The sequence below is a fragment of the Flavobacterium sp. KBS0721 genome (assembly GCF_002007065.3).
GTDB lineage: Bacteria > Bacteroidota > Bacteroidia > Flavobacteriales > Flavobacteriaceae > Flavobacterium > Flavobacterium piscis.
The window spans coordinates 3,849,187-3,867,921 of the sequence record NZ_CP042170.1; the positions used below are offsets into that span (position 1 = coordinate 3,849,187).

The following is an 18,735-nucleotide window of genomic DNA, read 5'->3' on the forward strand; positions in this document are numbered from 1 at the left end:
CTGCTGCTGCAGAGCGGTATAAAATTCTAGCTGTTTGTAGCTGCGCTTCCGCTACTTCCTGCTCCGCCTGAGTTGTTGTTTCCTTCATCCTCGTGACGGTCGGGATCTGTTCCTGCCTCGTCGTCGTCGTCAATATCACCCCAATCTCCTGTGTTGGGCTTTTCCCGCGGATCATTATCATTATTGCTGGCAGCCGCTTGCTTTGGGCTATGATAAGGACATTTTTGCAATTCTTCAGCTGTGTATAGATTTGAATTTTCCATGACTTTGTTTTTAAGTTGTTAATACGTTTAAAATTAAGTCAGTAATGATATTAAGTTCTTACAATAAAAATGGTTTTTGTTGTGAAATTTGCATTTTGATAAAACAAATTGTTACAAAAAACGGGACAAAAGAATTTATCTTTTGCCCCGAATGATGACACTTTTTAGGAGCTGAATAATTAATAAAAAAACTGTTCAAAAACTATTTTACCTTCTTGTACCTTATATACACAGATTTCATCCATTGTAAATCTGTCTCTTCCTTTAAATGTCATATCAGCTGACCATGAAACTGTAAAGTAGTCGCCACCGATCACTGGATCTGAAATAACGCGCCCATGTACCTGCTCAACTAAAGATTCAAATAATTCTGATTTTTTCAAAATTTCCTGTAGTCCTTCGACAGTTTTTGGCAGAAGAAAATCATTCGCTTCGACGCTGATGCAGTTATCGGCATACAATTGTGTTTGTGTTTCATAAAATTTATCCTGACGAACCAGTTCTATAAATCTGGCTGCAACCTCTTTTGTTGTTAAATTTTTTTCTTTCATTTTAAATGGATATTTATTTAATAATCTTCTTTCAGCTGGCAAAGTTAGGATATAGAACTTACCATATGATAGTAGTTTCCTAAAGGAAAGCGCTAACCTTTATGAAAGTTTATTACCTTTCGGACATGAAAACGACAGAAAAAAAAATGGCGCAAGACCCAGCAGAATGTGCCCAATCACTCAGCAATGTCATTGATGCTATGTTTGTTCTTAACGGAAAATGGAAATTGCCATTAATTCTCTGTATCTCTCAATCCCCGAAGCGTTTTTCTGAAATACAAAGCGAAGTTCCAATATCACCTAAGGTTTTATCAAATGAACTCAAGCATTTGGAATTAAATAACTTTATCAAACGTAACGTTTTTCCAACCACACCTGTCACTATTATTTATGAAGCAACGGAGTACTGCCAAACTTTAAAAAATGTGATATGTGAACTAGATCAATGGGGAGGGATGCATAGAAAAGTGCTTACAGGGAAGTAAACTTTTTTAGAAAAACTTTCTGTTATCCCGATTATTAAACGGAACAGAAGAATATTTTTTTTCCAAGAACCTTACCGCTTGCAGACCAATACCTTCTAATGAGATGCGATCCTGATCAGAAAGATCCGAACTTCAACATCAGTTCAAATATTTTCTAATCAAATAGCGTTACCAATACAAGTAATGTTTTCTTAGAGTTTATTTAATTATTTAATAAATTTATTTTTTAATAATTTGCTATAAAAGATTCAGGTGAATCTGATATATAATATCATTATTAAAATTAGAGAGTATATTTACAACTTCATATTTACTGTTTTTTCTAGATTACGAACTTCAATAAATGGCAAAACTATTATTCAAATTTTTGTGGCGGGTTCTGAGAAACGGAAACAGCATTTTACGACACTCTTTTCAGGGGTATTTGTTCTTCTGTGTCCTCTTTTTTTCTCTTAGTAGTAAAGTTTTTTCACAAGATCTTTTATTCTCTCCAATTGAAAACAGGCATCAGCTGAATGAAGAGAAAATTAGGAATTTTATTGAGCTTCAGGATGGGAGAATAGGTGTTTTTACTGTGGGAATGCTCAACTTGTACGATGGTGCAGATTTTAAGACAATAGAAATGAATGATGATAATTCTGCGCCCCTTATATCATATAGGGGATTTCATCACAGTTATGTAGAGAACAATCGCATTTGGTTTAAGCATAAAGGAAAGATCAGCCTCATTAATGTTGCAAAAGAAAGGAGTGAAGCTGATCCAATTCAAAAGCTGCGTATTTTAGGATTTAAAGGCACACCGGTTGATTTATTTGTTGATGAAAAAAAAGATATATGGGTTGTAAATGATTTGGGTGCACTGCTTTGTTATCAGCAGGATTCAAAAAAGGTAGTCTGCTTTTTAAACAAAATTTTTATAAAGGGCAGTCCTGATGAGCTGCTTTACGATCTCGTTGTTCATCAACAAAAAGTATATTTAATTTATAAGTCGGGATTAATTCGTTGTTTTGACCGCTTCACAGCAAAAGAAATTTATAAAGTAATTGTTGTAAAAGACGCATTGAATAATTTTGCTGATTGGAATCACACTACAGCAGTTGGTAAATATCTCTATCTTGTAAGGTCCGGAATCGCAAAAGGACAATTGATTCGATATGATACTCACACCAGGCAGTCAATAGTCTTATTAGAAGCCAATACCTATTGGCTGAACACCTTTGCAGCAAATAAAAATGGAGACTTTTTCATCAGCTGCAGCAAAGGGCTTTGGTACTTTAGATCGGGCAGTATTGCGGGCAGTTTTTATCCGGAGTTAAATTTAACAGAAAAAGACAAAATAAAAACCGAAGTAAGTACTGTTTTATTTGATTATCAGGGAGGACTCTGGATTGGTACATTAAATAAAGGAATTTACTATCAACATCCGGATCGTTCTCGTTTTAAATATTATCAGAAAAGTAATTTCAACTTAAAAGATAATGACGAATTTCAGGTAAATTGTTTTGAAGAAACTTTTGATGGGAAATTGCTTATTGGTACAAATAAAGGACTCTATATAGCCGAACTTCCTCTCAGTCATAGTAAATCATTCAAGGTTTTGCTTTCTGAATTGCATTGCCATTCTCTGCTCAAAGATGCTACAGGTCAGGTATGGATTTCGACCAACAAAGGACTGTATGTATTGGACACAAATGGTTTTATAAAACAATACACAAAACAGCTTACCATTAGTGTTTACCAAACCACCAAAAAGGAAATATTTGTATGCACTGACACTGGAGTTTTTAAGTGGAATAATTCTTTTCAGTCTTTTGGTCTCTCCTTTTTGATGGATTCTCCTGCTGATGTATTTCAAATCACCCAGTGGAATCATCAATTAATAGGCATTTCTTTTGATGGCCCTTTTATAATGAATATTTCAGGGGATAAAATTATAAGACCTTTAGCAAAAGGACATAAAAAAATACCAATGTTCAGCCAAAAAAGCCATAAATACAGCTGTATTTTATCTGACTCTGATCAGGATTTGTGGCTGGGTACCTATAATGGACTGACAATTTGGGATTATAAAAATCAAAAGCTATATGAATTAAATACCGATAAAGGTTTAGTAAACAATAGCATTAAGGCGATAGTGGAAGATGTCGATCGTTCCTTTTGGGTGACCACCTCACGTGGCTTAAGCCATATTATTAAAAAAAGAGCAGCAAGCGGACTTACTTTTAGAATTGTCAATTATGATAAATTTACCGGAGTGCTGGAATATCCATTTACTGATCGCGCTGCACTTATTTCATCAAAAAATGGATTGTTTATAGGGGGAATAGACGGTATGAATAATCTAAAAAGAAATGATGCCAGAGACAATCAATATATTCTTAACCCCATATTATTTAATTTCAAATTGTTTGGCAAAAATGTAAAAAGTGGTCAGAAAGTAAACAATGAGATTGTTTTAAAAAATTCTATAACATCCACAGATACCTTAAAGCTAAAACATGATCAAAACTTTTTTAGTATTGGGTTTTCCGGACTCAACTATATCAATGAGTCACACACTTATTTCAGATATAAGCTGGAGCATATTGACAGGAATTGGCGCAGCGAGAATTCTGCCTCAGGACTAGGTGAAGCCAGTTATACCAATATAGCTCCAGGCCACTATAATTTTATGGTACAGGCCAGTTCTGACGGTCTTCACTGGCCAGGTAAGAAAAAAAATCTTTTAATTATAATCGAACCTCCCATATGGAACACGATTCTTGCCAGAGTGCTTTATTTGTTAGTATTGTGTATTGGGATTTCTTTAATTTCTAAAGCGCTTATAAAACGCAGTGCCGTAATTCGCAAGAAGCAACAAGATTATGCTATAGAAAGAGCAAAATCGGATTTTATAACCAACATGAGTCATGAATTGCGTACGCCCTTAACATTAATAATAACACCTTTAAAATCGCTGCTTGTAAAAGTAGAAGATGAGAAAATAAAGAAAGAACTGCTGCAAATTAGCTCCAGCAGTGACCTTTTATTGGATACCGTGAATCAGTTGCTTGATTTTAAAAAAATCGACAACGGAGAAGAAATCGTACATCGCAATTTTTATGATAATCTTTCATTCATTACTGAATTGTGTAAAGCCTATGTGTCAATAGCAGAAGAAAAAGGAATTGATTTTATCTGGGATATCGACCCGCAAAACAATGATTTATATCTGGACAGGCAAAAAATTACCAGAGTAATAATTAACCTGCTTTCTAATGCTTTTAAATTTACAGGTTCAGGCGGTAAAGTTAAATTTTCAGCTGTAATTGACAATAAGGATAAAGCTCTGAAAATCGTAGTTGAAGATTCAGGAATTGGAATTTCTAAAACAGAAATAGATAATATTTTTAATCGTTTTTATCAGGCAAAGAATCAAAATGGGCTATCCTCTGGCAGCGGAATAGGTCTGTACATGGTAAAATATTATGCAGCAATGCATGGCGGCTCGGCAAGTGTAACGAGTAATCCAGGCGAGGGAACTTGTTTTAAAGTACTTTTTTCAGTTGGTAAAGAAAGCGAATTAACCTCTTTTAAAGAAGAGGAAGAATCAACAAGAAAAAGTATACTTATTGTTGAGGACCATATTATTTTTAGAGGTTATCTGGTTGATGAATTGAAAAAATATTATAATGTGATCGCAGCCCATGATGGAGAAGAGGGTTTAAAGAAAGCCATATTGCATGTTCCGGATCTTATCGTAACAGATATGATGATGCCTCAAATGGATGGTCCGGAATTAAGTCAAGCCGTTCGAAATAATATTGCCGTGAGCCATATTCCTATTATTATGCTTACAGGAAGAAGCTCTGATGAGGCACGATTTGAAGGTTATAACGCTGGAATCGATGCTTATATGGTAAAACCCTTTGATATTAATTTACTGATACTTCGAATTAATAAACTACTGGAAATAAACGAAGCCAGACGAAAAACGTTCAGTAATAAAAAGGAAGTGCAAATTGATGCCTTAACAGATAATCCAATTGATCAGGAGTTTTTGAAACGTGCGTTTCAGTGTGTCGTTGATAATTTGTCTAATGCTGATTATACAGTAGAAAAGTTCAGTGAAGATATGAATATGGATCGTACTGGTTTATATCGAAAACTTGTGGCACTTACAGATCATTCACCCACAAATTTTATTCGCACCATCCGACTTAAAAAAGCAGCCGAATTATTATTGGATAAAAGACTTACAATTGCAGATGTATCTGATCAGGTAGGTTTTAATAGTATTTCTTATTTTACCAAATGTTTTCACGACACTTTTGGTAAAACACCCAGTCAGAGCAGAGAGTAAAATCTTTCAAAAACAATAATTTTTATATTTTTAATATATTGATTAGCTGTGTTTTGTAATGCGTTACTGAATGATTTCAACATGAGTTATAATTATTTCAACATAGTTTAAAGGATTTCAAAATGACAAAAGTTATTTTTATTTCACTATAAACTATTTAACCCAATTGAAATGAAAATTATTTACTCCTTATGTACTATGTTGCTTTTTTGCTTTCATAGTAATGGGCAGAAATTCCAGAAAACCACTCAGGGAATTAAAACGATGGCCAATAGCCATAACATAGAAATACAGTTTTACAGTCCTGCTATTGTCAGGGTTATTAAATTTCCTGAGGCAACAAAATTTTCAAAAGAAAGCCTTTCGGTAGTTTTAAAGCCTGCCAAAACTTCATTTAGTGTCAAAACGCATGGCGATATTATCTTTTTAAAGTCGGATCAATTAACGGTTAGTGTAAATACTGTTTCAGGCGATGTAGCATTTGCATCCGCTGATAATGAATTATTAAAAGAAAAATCTCAAGGAACCAAATTTGAACCTTTTGATGATACGGGAGTAAAAACATTTACAGTCACACAATCTTTTACCTTAGATAAAGAGGAGCCTATTTATGGATTAGGACAACATCAAAGGGGAGATTTGAACCAAAGGAATCAAAAATATCATCTGGAGCAGGGCAATGTAGATGATGCGGTGACTTTTTTTCAATCCATAAAAGGCTATGGGCTTTATTGGGATAACTATTCTCCAACAGAATTTACAGATGATGCCACTCAAACTTCCTTTAAATCAATTGTGGGAGATGGTGTTGATTACTATTTCATGTACGGGGGCAATGCAGATGGTGTAATTGGAAAAATGCGGGAGTTAACTGGAAAAGTACCCATGTTTCCTTTGTGGACCTACGGTTTTTGGCAGAGTAAGGAGCGATACAAAAGTCAGAATGAATTGGTTGAGGTCGTTAAAAAATACCGTGAATTATCTGTGCCGCTTGACGGAATAATACAAGATTGGCAATATTGGGGCAACAATTATTTGTGGAATGCCATGGAGTTTTTGAATCCTGAATTTTCAGATCCAAAAAAGATGGTGGATGAGGTTCATAATCTTAATGCCCATATGATTATCTCGATTTGGTCTTCCTTTGGTCCGCAGACAAAACCCTATAAGGAAATGGATCAAAATGGAATGTTATTTAATATTAAAACCTGGCCAGAATCAGGTTCAGAAATATGGCCTCCAAATAAAGATTATCCTTCAGGCGTTAGAGTATATGACCCCTACAATCCTCAGGCAAGAGATATTTACTGGAAATATGTCAATAAAGGATTATTTTCTCATGGAATTGACGGCTGGTGGATGGACTCTACAGAACCGGATCACTTTGAGGCAAAACCAGCAGATTATGATACAAAAACATATCTGGGATCTTTTAGAAAAGTGCGAAATGCATATCCTTTAATGACTGTGGGTGGCGTTTACGACCATCAGCGTAAAGTAACATCAGACAAACGTGTATTTATTTTAACCCGATCTGCTTTTGCAGGCCAGCAGCGCTACGGCGCCAATACATGGTCTGGAGATACAGGTTCGAGTTGGGAAACGCTTCGCAATCAGATTCCGGCGGGTTTAAATTTTACACTTACAGGCATACCACATTGGAATTCAGATATAGGAGGTTTTTTTGCAGGAGCCTACAGGCAGGCATGGAATGAAAAATCAGGAGCCAAAAATCCTCTTTATCAGGAATTGTATGTACGTTGGATTCAATTTGGTACTTTCAATTCAATGATGCGTTCTCATGGCACAGATGTACCAAGGGAGATTTATAATTTTGGTATAAAAGGCGAGCCCATATACGATGCAATTGAAAAATTTATTAATCTTCGTTATGCGCTTCTTCCTTATATTTATTCCACTTCATGGGAAGTTACCAGTAAGCAGTCCAGTTTTATGAGGGCATTATTTATGGATTTTCCAAAGGATAAAAAAGGATGGGACATTAAAGATCAGTTTATGTTTGGCAGGTCAATTTTGGTAGCTCCAATAGTCGAGGCACAATATACTCCTGAGAAAATAGTAAAAGTCAACGAATCAACGGGCTGGAATCAGCAAGGAGATAAAAAAAATGCAGAAAAAACAACTGTAGACTTTACTTCAGAAAAGTCAAGAAATGTTTATCTGCCCGCTGGCACAAATTGGTACGACTTCTGGACAAATGAAAAAATTAGCGGAGGTCAGGAAATTACACGAAAAACAGCCATTGATATGCTGCCGCTATATATAAGGGAAGGATCAATTATTCCTTTTGGTCCCAAAGTACAATTTGCAACCCAGAAAAATTGGGATAACTTAGAGATAAAAGTGTACCCGGGTAAAGATTGTTCTTTTGTGCTTTATGAAGATGAGTTTGATAATTACAATTATGAGAAAGGACTTTATGCTGAAATTGAATTTTCATGGAATGAGGCATCAAAAAAATTAACGATTTCAAATCGAAAAGGACAATACAACGGAATGCTAACCAGCAGAAAATTTACTGTCGTAATGCCAAATGGAATAACAAGGATTATTAATTATAATGGTAAAAAAGTGGAGGAGAGATTTCAGGACTAATTCATTATAGTTTTCCTAAACTTTCCCAGGCAATACATATCCCCAGAACAGGATATGTATTGCCTTATAACACTCTCGGAAAATCAGCCTAAAAGCTAAGCCCTTTCATCTGATAAATTGCTTTTTGTTTGATTGTAAATGTGCTAGTCTTATTCTATACAGTTGCATTGAAAGATAAAACAAACGTAGAGTAAGATTTGCATTGATATTTAAAGGTTTCCTTGCAGTAATGCCTCATGCAATGCTGTGCCGGGTTACTTTATGAATTTGTACTAGATGATGTAGTTGAAAATGAAAATTTACAAAACCAATTCAAATGCCGGGAAAAATAAACGAAAATATAAAAAACATCAGGGAACTAAAAGACTATACCCAGGAATATATGGCCTTAAGGCTTAACATGACACAGGCAGGCTATAGCAAGATTGAAAAAGGAGTCATAGCGTTAAGTTGCGATAAACTACAAGAAATCGTCTCTATATTTGAAATGGATCTCATTAGCATTATAGAGTTTGAAAGCAGTTTGTACCTTAAGAGCAATTATAGTAAGCCCAGAGCGTATGAGCATGGTGATCTTTCTAATATAGAGAGGCTGTACAGAGATAAAATTGTACTATTGGAGAAACTGCTGGACAGAACAGATAATGAACTTAAAAATTACAAGGATAAATATGGCGGCCTGTAAATAGTGGCTTTTAGAATTTTTTTCAAGAATCTGGGTGATAGTAAAAACATAGCAAAGCTGAAGTGTCTTATTTATTGAAATCTTAGCAAACAATTACAACTTCATCGCTAAATGGTTTTTGATTTATAAACAGTATCGTTAATTATTACAATTAGTTATATTTTACATCCTTTGCAAGAGCATTTTAACGTTAAACTCCCGTAGTATTGCAAGGTGAGCACTTAACTTTTCGATAATACCGAAAAGGTCTTGAGATTCCCTCTTATAAATTTAACAGGAGAAGTTATAATATGACTAATTATATAGTTAACCTTAATTCGGATTTGGTTTTAGTAGGCATTGCTGTTGCCTACGGATACTATATCACGATAATAAAAAAGAAAAGAAGGTAAGCCTTATCAGGTGCTTACCATTTATAGAACAGATAGAAGCATAAAATGGAAGATTATGTTTTTATGGACAGCCGTCTTGCATTTGTTGCAAGGCGGTTTTTTTTATCCTGTGCTGCTTTTAATAGCTCAACAGGATATCATTGCAAAGTTCTTTTTATTGAAGGCTATTACGATTTTTACCCATTAAAATCATGGCAACACCAAAGCCGAGTCCTGCAAATAACGCTAAGCTAATATTTCGCTTTGTTTTTGAAGGTGGATTACCATATACCCGAAGTGGTTCTTTGGAGTTTGTCAAAACATTTCCAGAGTCATCGTTTTTATCTTTATTAAGTTTCATTTTCATGCGTAAGGCTGCAGATGCTGAATTAATGACCATTTTTGGAAATAATTTATAAGTGGTAGTCAATGCGGCAGCAGTAAAATCCGGAAACGTATCTTTTTTGGGATGTTTGGCCAGATCCACCATTTTCGCAGCAGTCTCTCTTGGATCAGAAGCTATAAAAGGAATTTTCATGTCAAATCCCGAGTATTTGGCTGAATGTAAATTACCGGTAGAATTTTGCAATTGAGGGTACAGATTGCAGATGTGGATATGCTTGCGATTGGATATTTCGCCCTGCAGGCATTCCATCATTCCTCTGATTCCATATTTCGTAGCCGAATATACAGCACTGTAGGGTGCAGGCATAAAACCTCCAATAGATACATTATTAATTAAAATGCCCTGATCTTGTTGTTTGAAAATTTTGATGGAATTATAAGCTCCGTGCATGTATCCAAACAAATTGGTTTTAATGACCTGCTGGTGAACTTCTAACGGAATTTCTTCAAATTTGCCACTGGCCATTACACCGGCATTATTTACCCATATGTCAATTCTTCCGTCAAGAGCCAAAGCTTGCTGTACAACTTTATCAACATCCTCTGCAACAGACATATCGGCACTAACGCCAACAGCCAAAACATTTAGATTCCGGCAATATTCTACCACCTGATTAATACCTTCCTGACCTCGGGCCACTATGACTACATTGCATCCTTCCTGCGCAAAAGCTTCTGCTGCAGCACGCCCAACACCGCTGCTGGCACCAGTTATAACAACAGTTTTATCTTTAAGACTGTTGCTTAAATTTTTAGTTTCTTTCATAATATAATATTTTATATTACCTTAAGTTACTAAAAATAAGCTTTGTAGTTGCAGTAATTTAAGAAAATTTTAATTCTGATCACTCCATAATAAAAAGCGATTCATCATAAATTATGGTTGATGGCCTTTCAATTTAGAACTTGAACTTCGTTATCTGTTTTTTCTTTTCAGATAAAGTGATGCCGATTGGCTCATGGTAATTAATGAGGCTCCTAGTATAACTATATCTTTAAGTACCAAACGCCCACGTCCTGATAAATAAGGAAATCCGTATTGATGATCTGTCAAATGTGGCACCCAGCTTTCAGGAGTTGTTACTAAAAACGAAAGTGTACCGATGGTGAGTATAAATACTAAAATGCTTCCAAACATACTTGCAAGAGGAGCCCAGTTATGAATGGCTACTAAAAAAGCAATACCAATTAATAAAATTCCTAAGCCATTCGCAAAACCATAGGTATTATTTTGAATGTTCCATTGGTGATTTTCGGTAATTAATTCACCTTCTTTATTGCTGTATTGTTTATACTCAGATGGATTGTCATAGAAAAAAGACATAAAAGGACTGTTGGCCACAAAAGGTACAATTCCATCAGCTTCATAAGTAAAGAATTTAAGTCCGCCAATCCATAAAAAAACGATTACGATACCAGCGCGTACTGCATTTTTACCAAGATTATCAAGATTTGCTATTGTGTTTAAAAGAACATTTTTCATTGTTTTGATTTTTAAGTTTTTGTCATCATTAACAATGCAAAGTTATCTCGTCGATAAGCAATAGGGAATGGATAAAAAGCGCTATTAGCTAGACAAATCTGCCACAATAGAAATACCGGTTGTTTTTCTGAACGTCTGAGGAGAGATTTTAGTCATTTTTTTAAACACGCGGCTAAAATAATATTCATCCTGGAATTTTAGGGCATAAGCAATTTCCTTGATACTCAATCGGGTGAGATGAAGTTGCTTCTTTGCCTCAAGAATTAATCTTTCCTGAATCATTTGCGTGGGCGTTTTATTGAAACGTTTGCTGCATTGTTTAGTGAAATTATTTGGTGTCATATACAGTAATGATGCGTATTCACTTGGTTTATGCAGCGATAAAAAATTTTCTTCAAGCAATATTTTAAACTGATCCATTTTTTCATCTTTTTGAAAATTTTGCTTTTCAGTAGTCATTTTCAGACTGCTCGATTTGGCAAGTACCAGCTGAAGATAGGAGCGTAATACAATTTCTGATGGACTCTGTTGTTGGATCTCGTCAATAATCTGATCGACTAACTGGCAATACAATTGATGCTGTTGAGTAGTTAATTGTATAGAAGGCTCAATGTAAATATTATTAAATAATAATCCATTGCAGGCCACCTCTTTTCTATGATATTCTATACAGTAAAAGTCACCATGAAATTGTAATGTGGTGTAGGTTAATGGTGAAATTTCCTTGATCGATATAGATTGTTGCGGCGTTGAAAATAGTATCACAGGAGCACTAAAAGAAAAAGAGGCAAAATCAGCATGATAAATTCCTTCACCTTTACTTACCAATAAGATAGTATATTCGCTAATTTGTAAAGGAGTATCTAATAAATTAGTTTCAGATTTTTCTATTCCTAAGAGTAAGGTTTTGTTTTCTGAGAATACTTTGTTCATTTTCGACTTTGGATTGGATATGATTGTAAATTTATAGAATGAATTGTTGTTATTCAATACTATTTAGAAAGATATCACAAATAGCATTAAATTATATAATAAAGTATGCATTAAGTGCGTCGTTAGATGCTAAGACTATTTTGCTTACTATTTTGTGTTTATCAATTTGATGATTTGTTTCAGGACTAAAAGAGCAAATTATTTGAACTAAAAAGAATGTTTTTTTTTTAATGCGTGTGTACCATTATGCAAATTGCAGACCCAACAGTTTACAATTAATTTTTATATTTGATTATTAAATTACTAAAATGAGCGAAAAAACGAAACCGTATGCCTTAATAACGGGTGCCAGCAAAGGAATTGGAAAAGCTATTGCTTACGAATTGGCCAAACAGGGTTATCCACTATTGCTTGTTGCAAGAAGTGAAGCCGAATTAAAAGCACTATCTGATGCTCTTCAAGTTCAATACGGCGTCAATGCTGCTTTTTTATCGATAGATCTTTCGACAAATGGTGCATCACAAAAAGTAACCGATTGGATAAAAACGAATAATTATCCCGTTGGCTTCCTAGTTAACAATGCCGGTTATGGTGTGTGGGGCGATTTTAGTCAGTCTTCTTTAACCGATCAGCTTGGCATGATGCAGCTTAATATGAATGTCGTAGTAGAACTTTCACATTTATTAGTACCCATACTTTCACAAGAAAAACAAGCCTACATTTTAAATATATCAAGCACTGCTGCCTATCAGGCTGTACCTACGCTGGCGGTGTATTCGGCTACAAAGGCTTTTGTTTTATCGTTTACGCGTGCTTTGCGTTTCGAACTTGCCCAAACTTCCATTTCAGTAACCTGTTTTAGTCCGGGTCCGGTTGCTACCGGTTTTGCTTCACGAGCTGGTTTAGATGCTTTTAGCAAAATGGCCGAAAAGTTTAATATGCAGCCTGATGAAGTGGCAAAAATAGCCGTAAAAGCCGTGTTCAGCAAAAAATCAGAAGTAATTCCGGGTTTTACCAATATCATTTCGGTTTATGCCAACCGCATACTACCAAAGGCTTTCATCGAAAAAACCGCTGCCGGAATTTATAAAATTTAATTTTTTCGAAAAAAAATAAAAAAATATTCTTTGCAAATAAGAAATTATATTACATTTGTATAAATATCTACTAATTCTATAGAGTATATCTAATATGAGAAATAAGTTTAATTTTATTAAAGATCGAATGCACGCCAACACTATGCGAATGTGTTGCTGTTGTTGCTGTTGCAAATCTTTCAGATAAAATTTCAAACACTATTATTTCATTTATTAAATATATTTATCATGGTATCTTCATATAAAACATTTACCCTTACTGAGCAATTAACTGCTGAGCAAACAAACTTTTTTAACGAACACGGCTTCATCCATTTCAAAAAATTTATAAATCCGGAAACAGTTTCATCCATCATTGATGCATCAAAACAAGTGGAGCAAAAATGGATTGACAATGACCTTCAAAAAGTAAATGGCGTTCCCATCAAATACGGAAAAGATTTAGACGGTTCTCCAATTGTACAACGTTTTGCTTTTATCAATCAGCATCATCAAACCTTAAGCGGACTTTTACTTGATCCAAGATTCAATAGTTTATTACCATTGGCAGGCGAGGGGTCGAGATTGGGTACTGAAGAAAAAGACGGAATGGTTTTCAATCATTATATCAACGGACCAGAAAGTAAGTTTACTAAGATGGGCTGGCATACAGACGGTTTGAGAGATATTTTTTATGGTGGAAAATTAAACCCAATGCTCAATGTGGGGATTCACTTAAGCACTTTACAACCCGAAAACGGAGGCCTTAAAATCATTCCTGGTACGCACAAGCAAAGTGTTTATCAAATGCTTTTTCGTAAAAAATACTTTTTAGATAATAAACCCGATCCACAGGAAGTTTCCATCACTCCGGAAGCTGGAGATTTAACCATTCACGATGGCCGTTTGTGGCACAGAGTAGCTGAATCAACTATTCGCGGCGAAGAAAGCAGAAGAAGGGTTATTTATGTTCCAATTATAGCTGGAAAATATGCTCCAAAAGATGAGAACAGCCCAACGGTTTTTTATCAACGTTTTGCAGGTATTGTTAAATAATATGCTGATTGCTCTTGCATTTAGTTATCTGGTAAGATCAGGTAAGCTAAAAAGAACCAGCGATTTCTTTAAAAAAACGCAAAGAAAGATAAAATTAAAAATTGTAAAACTAGAATTGGCTTACTCGCAGGCTTAGTAATATTGTTTTATTAATGGGAAAAGAAACACAGGGTGAAGATTTTAGTGCAATTGCACAAAGAACATTTTCAGACCGTCAGCGCACTAATATTTTAAAAAGTGCAGAACAGTCAACGATTGTATTTTTGCTTCCAAAAGTACCTAAATTCATTTCGCCCAACATACTCACTTTAATAGGTACATTGGGTTCAGGAATCGTTTTTTTAGCTTTTGTTTTAGGTACTTATTTCGCCAATTGGTATTTGCTTTTGGGTATTATCGGATTGGCTATAAATTGGTTAGGTGATTCTTTAGACGGAAGATTGGCTTATTATAGAAATATGCCGCGTCGTTGGTATGGTTTTGCACTCGATATTATTGCCGACTGGATTGGCATTGTACTTATAGGCTTTGGCTACTACATTTATGCCGAAAACGGCACACAAATAGTAGCCTTTGCTTTTGTTGCCTTGTATGGCTGGTCGATCATCATCAGTCAGTTGCGCTATAAAATAACCAATGAATACAGTATAGATTCTGGCGCTGTTGGTCCAACAGAACTTCGATTTATTATTGCTTTCATTTTAATTATAGAAGTTTTATTTCTGGGATCCATTACCTATTTGGCTGGTTTAATCACTATTGTGTTGCTTATAATTAATATCATAGACAGCTTAAAACTTTTAAAGCTAGGCGATTTAAAAGATAAAAACCAATACTGATATGTTCAGCAAAAAATCCATAATCACTTTTCTACAAGCACAAGTTGCGGCATTTTTAGGCGGCATTACCGATTATGTCTTGATGATTTTGTTAACAGAAGTATTCAAACTGCATTTTACCTTTTCTATCCTAATCTCTGGAACCGTTGGCGCCGTTATCAATTTCAGCATCAATAGATTTTGGGTATTTAAAAATCAATCCGGTTATAGCAGTCCCATCAACAGTCAGCTTTTTAAATTTGCGTTGGTGGTTTTGGGAAGCATTTCCTTAAAATCATTTGGTACGCTTATTTTGCAAAAATCATTTCAAATCGATTACAGAATCGGAAGATTAATCATTGATAGTTTTGTTTCTTATGGATTTAACTATCCGCTGATTAAAAATTGGGTTTTCAGGTCAAACGAAAAACAGAATGCAGTCGAATCAAATTAAGTATATCAATAACCAGTTGGGTGTAATTTTGTGGTTTTTCTGTTCTAACACATAGTCCCAAAGCCCAATGTCATTAAGTTAAGGAAGTAGTAAAAAGACAGAGAAGTAAAACAAAGTTTGTCATCTCGACGAAGGAGAGATCACACTAGTATTTCCGGTCAGATATTCGCCAATCTTTGTCGAGTTTCTTGTGTGATCTCTCCTTCGTCGAGATGACAAGATTGCGGATTCTGAAAGAGTTAATCTTCATTAAAACATGTGAAACGCCTTTTTAAATGTCTTAAAGCTATGTTTCCAGCCTGCACGAGCGGAGTCGAAGTGTGTTTAAATAATTATACCCAATGTCATATAAAAATTTCGTTTATGAATAAATTACCATTTCAATATTTTACAAAATCACTAATCGTTATAACGCTCTTAGTCAATATAATTTCCGGAAATGTATTGGCACAATCCAAAAATCCATCGCCATTACATTTTCCAACGCCGAAAAATATAGATAATATGCTGTTTTACATTCAGCGTGACCCGAATATAAACACTGCTATTTACGCCCTAAACTACCAGGAAAATGGAAAAATAGACAAAAGCAATCCTATAAAAGCGTATTGGATTCGATATGCTGAAAAAGGAGAAAAAAAAGATCTTAATTATTTACAACGCAAATTTGCCTACGGAATAGAAACAAAAACGGTAAATAATGAGGAGTTTGAGTTTCAATTTGTGTCGTATAAAAAATTACCCTTAACCTTGAAAAAGGTAGATTCAGACCAAAAATATCATGTTTTTGTAAATGTAAACCAGAAAAAAATACAGGTAGAAAAAATATTTGTGCGCATTGAAGGAGGTTCTTTTTGGTTGCCCAATGTAAAGTATGCTGAAGTTACCGGAATTGATATTTCTTCTAATAAAATGATTACTGAGAGGATTTTGTTGAAGTAAGATATTTGTATCAAAATTATTCAACGAATAAAAAAGTCCGTTTACTGGTTTATGAAATAAAAATCCTATTTTTGAAAGCAATTAAATACTGATATTTATCAGACATATCGACCTAATTCTTATTAGATAAGTGGGATATCGTCAGGAATATATGCAGGTCATCGGCACTACTAACACAAAAACTAGAAAAATATATAAAATGAAAGTTATTTGTTTAATAAATATGAAAGGTGGAGTTGGAAAAACAACTTTATCAGTTAACCTATGTGACTGTTTAGCATCTAGAAATAGTGCTAAAGTTCTCTTAATAGACATAGATCCTCAGTTCAATTCTACGCAATGCTTAATGTCTCCTGACGAATACGTAGAACATCTTAAAAATAAAAAAGACACCATTATTAATGTTTACGACCGAAATGTAAGACCAATAATTTCTACCGTAGATGGAATTGATAGCAGTACACCAAAAAAATTAGATGAAATTGAACCAATATTAATTAAAAATAATTTTTCGCTTTTACCAGGTAATCTTGAACTTTATAGAATTGAAATGTCTCCCGGAGAAGGAAGAGAAAATAAATTAAATAAGTATATTAAATTAATAAACGAAAAAAATAATTACGATTATATTATAATTGACACTCCGCCTACTCCTTCAATTTGGATGACAAGTGCTTTATTAGCTTCCGATTTTTATTTAATTCCTGTTAAACCAGATCCAATTTCTTTTACTGGTATAGATTTACTTCAAAGTATTATAAATGAAAGAAAAGAAAATCTTGATTTAAAAATTGAGTGTTGTGGTGTTGTACTTACAATGGTTGAAAGTAATACTAGAGTTTATAAAGATGCTTTAAAATTCTTAAATGAAAGTAAGTGGAAAAAGTTTAAATTTGCTAAAGAATTGCCAAAAAGAACTGAGATTGCTAGATCGCAGATGAATAAAACCTTTATTCTAGATTTAGATGATAGTGAAGCGAAGCTTAATCTCGCTGGTATAACCAGTGAATTAATTAAAAGAACTAATGATGGACAAAAATAAAATAAAAAAACTAAATCAAGCAATCAATATGATTGAAGAGATATCTTGGATTATTGAGAACAATCCCTTGAAATTAAAAGAATTACCAGAAATTCTAAAATATACTATGAATATAAAAGAAACTAGTTCAATAGTTTCTGATAAATACAGATCAAAAAATCCTAATAAAGACCAATTAATTGGCCTTTTGCCAAACTTCCTTCAAGATCAAGAACTGTTTAAAAGCAATAAGGATTTAGTTGATTTTGGTGAAAACATCTTAAAAATAAAAATAACAAGATCTGAAAAACGGACTAGATATGAATTAATTGGATTAATTATCTGTGATATAAGAAATTTAAATGATTTTGAATTAGAAAAATTAGTTGATGCACTAATTTCTTTAAGTAATAGTGAGGAAAGATTAATAGATATAAAAATAAAGAAAAATAGCAATGCAAATTTCTCTTGGAATGATGCAATATTTGAATTAAATAATAGATATTAGAATGTCTAGAGAAATCACAGTAGATTTTAAAAACTTAATAGATTTTTTAAAAAAATATTCTTTAAACAACGTTATTGGAAAAGGAGAATTTGAAGAAATTATTTCTTCAGTTCACAAAAAATATTTTTCTTACTTAACAATAGTGAGCGAATTAGAAGCTCTAAAAAATGATCTTAGTATTACACCAAATATTAGTGAAGAACAGATTAAGTTCGTTAAGGAATCTTGTTCCGACATAGGAAATTCTTTTTTTACTCTTATAAATGGTTCTTATAAACCTTCTAAGCTAATGTTACGATCCTCTATTGAAACATTTTTAAAAGGATATAATTTAGATATTTACCCCGGAATAACAACAGAAAAAAGTCTTTATAAAATTTTTGATACCCTAAAAGCACATACCTTTTATCAAGATGAACCACAAAAAGGAATTTTTCAATTAATTCATCAAACATACGGAGATTTATGTGCTGATACTCATACAGCAACTACTTTAAATATGTCGCATATTACTTCAATGAATTATTTTCCAAAATTCGACATTCAAAATGCTAATGAAGTAAGAAGTACTTTAATAAAACTTGTTATTTCGTATATTTCGTTAATAGTTTTAAAATATAATTATCATTACTTTAAGATGCATCACAGAAACAGGGAAAATATTTTAAATTCTATTCCAGGTAATATTAAACGAAAAATTCAAGGAATTGATTAAACGTAGTACAG

At 33.8% G+C, this 18,735-nt stretch carries 17 protein-coding genes; 12 read left to right on the top strand and 5 right to left on the bottom strand.

Annotated features, from left to right (window positions below):
* Positions 1-26 precede the first annotated feature (26 nt).
* Positions 27-263, bottom strand: coding sequence for a hypothetical protein (locus B0M43_RS16535; protein WP_065449946.1), 237 nt, complete (start codon positions 261-263; stop codon positions 27-29).
* A gap of 179 nt (positions 264-442) precedes the next feature.
* Positions 443-814 (bottom strand): SnoaL-like domain-containing protein, encoded by a 372-nt coding sequence (locus tag B0M43_RS16540; RefSeq protein WP_078007254.1) that lies wholly within the window; start codon positions 812-814, stop codon positions 443-445.
* A 125-nt stretch (positions 815-939) separates the two neighbouring features.
* Between B0M43_RS16540 and B0M43_RS16545 the strand changes: the two genes are divergently transcribed.
* The 4 genes from B0M43_RS16545 (at position 940) to B0M43_RS16560 (ending at position 8,942) form a co-directional block, all read left to right on the top strand.
* Positions 940-1,299: a helix-turn-helix domain-containing protein gene (locus B0M43_RS16545; protein ID WP_065449948.1), complete on the top strand. Its 360-nt coding sequence runs from the start codon at positions 940-942 to the stop codon at positions 1,297-1,299.
* 343 nt (positions 1,300-1,642) lie between these two features.
* Positions 1,643-5,641: an ATP-binding protein gene (locus B0M43_RS16550; protein ID WP_078007252.1), complete on the top strand. Its 3,999-nt coding sequence runs from the start codon at positions 1,643-1,645 to the stop codon at positions 5,639-5,641.
* A gap of 171 nt (positions 5,642-5,812) precedes the next feature.
* A complete protein-coding gene (locus B0M43_RS16555) occupies positions 5,813-8,257 on the top strand; it encodes a TIM-barrel domain-containing protein (protein WP_078007251.1) in 2,445 nt (814 codons plus the stop codon).
* Between the two features lie 316 nt (positions 8,258-8,573).
* Complete coding sequence (locus B0M43_RS16560; RefSeq protein ID WP_078007250.1) at positions 8,574-8,942, top strand: helix-turn-helix transcriptional regulator; 369 nt, start codon at positions 8,574-8,576, stop codon at positions 8,940-8,942.
* 546 nt (positions 8,943-9,488) lie between these two features.
* Here B0M43_RS16560 and B0M43_RS16565 read toward each other — a convergent pair.
* The 3 genes from B0M43_RS16565 to B0M43_RS16575 all read right to left on the bottom strand — a co-directional run bounded on the left by B0M43_RS16565 (position 9,489) and on the right by B0M43_RS16575 (position 12,134).
* Positions 9,489-10,484 (bottom strand): SDR family NAD(P)-dependent oxidoreductase, encoded by a 996-nt coding sequence (locus B0M43_RS16565; RefSeq protein WP_078007249.1) that lies wholly within the window; start codon positions 10,482-10,484, stop codon positions 9,489-9,491.
* Positions 10,485-10,634: 150 nt separating this feature from the next.
* Positions 10,635-11,201, bottom strand: coding sequence for a DUF417 family protein (locus B0M43_RS16570; protein WP_078007248.1), 567 nt, complete (start codon positions 11,199-11,201; stop codon positions 10,635-10,637).
* An 84-nt stretch (positions 11,202-11,285) separates the two neighbouring features.
* Positions 11,286-12,134, bottom strand: a complete 849-nt coding sequence (locus tag B0M43_RS16575; RefSeq protein ID WP_078007247.1) for an AraC family transcriptional regulator — start codon at positions 12,132-12,134, stop codon at positions 11,286-11,288.
* A gap of 308 nt (positions 12,135-12,442) precedes the next feature.
* Between B0M43_RS16575 and B0M43_RS16580 the strand changes: the two genes are divergently transcribed.
* From B0M43_RS16580 to B0M43_RS16615, 8 genes are all read left to right on the top strand, one after another.
* Positions 12,443-13,231: an SDR family oxidoreductase gene (locus tag B0M43_RS16580; protein WP_078007246.1), complete on the top strand. Its 789-nt coding sequence runs from the start codon at positions 12,443-12,445 to the stop codon at positions 13,229-13,231.
* A 228-nt stretch (positions 13,232-13,459) separates the two neighbouring features.
* Positions 13,460-14,266 carry a phytanoyl-CoA dioxygenase family protein gene (locus B0M43_RS16585; RefSeq protein WP_078007245.1) on the top strand — a complete coding sequence of 269 codons (807 nt, stop codon included), beginning with the start codon at positions 13,460-13,462 and terminating at the stop codon, positions 14,264-14,266.
* A 152-nt stretch (positions 14,267-14,418) separates the two neighbouring features.
* On the top strand, positions 14,419-15,105 hold the full coding sequence (locus B0M43_RS16590; protein WP_078007244.1) for a CDP-alcohol phosphatidyltransferase family protein: 687 nt from the start codon (positions 14,419-14,421) through the stop codon (positions 15,103-15,105).
* A gap of 1 nt (position 15,106) precedes the next feature.
* Entirely contained in the window at positions 15,107-15,538 is a 432-nt protein-coding gene (locus B0M43_RS16595; protein WP_078007243.1) for a GtrA family protein, read from the top strand.
* A 363-nt stretch (positions 15,539-15,901) separates the two neighbouring features.
* Entirely contained in the window at positions 15,902-16,480 is a 579-nt protein-coding gene (locus tag B0M43_RS16600; RefSeq protein ID WP_078007242.1) for a DUF4833 domain-containing protein, read from the top strand.
* A gap of 199 nt (positions 16,481-16,679) precedes the next feature.
* Positions 16,680-17,522 (top strand): ParA family protein, encoded by an 843-nt coding sequence (locus B0M43_RS16605; RefSeq protein WP_078007590.1) that lies wholly within the window; start codon positions 16,680-16,682, stop codon positions 17,520-17,522.
* Entirely contained in the window at positions 17,509-18,009 is a 501-nt protein-coding gene (locus tag B0M43_RS16610; RefSeq protein WP_123921800.1) for a hypothetical protein, read from the top strand. Before B0M43_RS16605 ends, B0M43_RS16610 begins: the two co-directional genes overlap by 14 nt.
* A gap of 1 nt (position 18,010) precedes the next feature.
* Positions 18,011-18,724 carry a hypothetical protein gene (locus B0M43_RS16615; RefSeq protein WP_078007240.1) on the top strand — a complete coding sequence of 238 codons (714 nt, stop codon included), beginning with the start codon at positions 18,011-18,013 and terminating at the stop codon, positions 18,722-18,724.
* The last annotated feature ends 11 nt before the right edge of the window (positions 18,725-18,735 follow it).

Bases quoted from the DNA above. Each gene is read 5' to 3' on its own strand.
- B0M43_RS16535 (WP_065449946.1), bottom strand. From the start codon at position 263: ATGGAAAATTCAAATCTATACACAGCTGAAGAATTGCAAAAATGTCCT.
- B0M43_RS16540 (WP_078007254.1), bottom strand. From the start codon at position 814: ATGAAAGAAAAAAATTTAACAACAAAAGAGGTTGCAGCCAGATTTATA.
- B0M43_RS16545 (WP_065449948.1), top strand. From the start codon at position 940: ATGAAAACGACAGAAAAAAAAATGGCGCAAGACCCAGCAGAATGTGCC.
- B0M43_RS16550 (WP_078007252.1), top strand. From the start codon at position 1,643: ATGGCAAAACTATTATTCAAATTTTTGTGGCGGGTTCTGAGAAACGGA.
- B0M43_RS16555 (WP_078007251.1), top strand. From the start codon at position 5,813: ATGAAAATTATTTACTCCTTATGTACTATGTTGCTTTTTTGCTTTCAT.
- B0M43_RS16560 (WP_078007250.1), top strand. From the start codon at position 8,574: ATGCCGGGAAAAATAAACGAAAATATAAAAAACATCAGGGAACTAAAA.
- B0M43_RS16565 (WP_078007249.1), bottom strand. From the start codon at position 10,484: ATGAAAGAAACTAAAAATTTAAGCAACAGTCTTAAAGATAAAACTGTT.
- B0M43_RS16570 (WP_078007248.1), bottom strand. From the start codon at position 11,201: ATGAAAAATGTTCTTTTAAACACAATAGCAAATCTTGATAATCTTGGT.
- B0M43_RS16575 (WP_078007247.1), bottom strand. From the start codon at position 12,134: ATGAACAAAGTATTCTCAGAAAACAAAACCTTACTCTTAGGAATAGAA.
- B0M43_RS16580 (WP_078007246.1), top strand. From the start codon at position 12,443: ATGAGCGAAAAAACGAAACCGTATGCCTTAATAACGGGTGCCAGCAAA.
- B0M43_RS16585 (WP_078007245.1), top strand. From the start codon at position 13,460: ATGGTATCTTCATATAAAACATTTACCCTTACTGAGCAATTAACTGCT.
- B0M43_RS16590 (WP_078007244.1), top strand. From the start codon at position 14,419: ATGGGAAAAGAAACACAGGGTGAAGATTTTAGTGCAATTGCACAAAGA.
- B0M43_RS16595 (WP_078007243.1), top strand. From the start codon at position 15,107: ATGTTCAGCAAAAAATCCATAATCACTTTTCTACAAGCACAAGTTGCG.
- B0M43_RS16600 (WP_078007242.1), top strand. From the start codon at position 15,902: ATGAATAAATTACCATTTCAATATTTTACAAAATCACTAATCGTTATA.
- B0M43_RS16605 (WP_078007590.1), top strand. From the start codon at position 16,680: ATGAAAGTTATTTGTTTAATAAATATGAAAGGTGGAGTTGGAAAAACA.
- B0M43_RS16610 (WP_123921800.1), top strand. From the start codon at position 17,509: ATGGACAAAAATAAAATAAAAAAACTAAATCAAGCAATCAATATGATT.
- B0M43_RS16615 (WP_078007240.1), top strand. From the start codon at position 18,011: ATGTCTAGAGAAATCACAGTAGATTTTAAAAACTTAATAGATTTTTTA.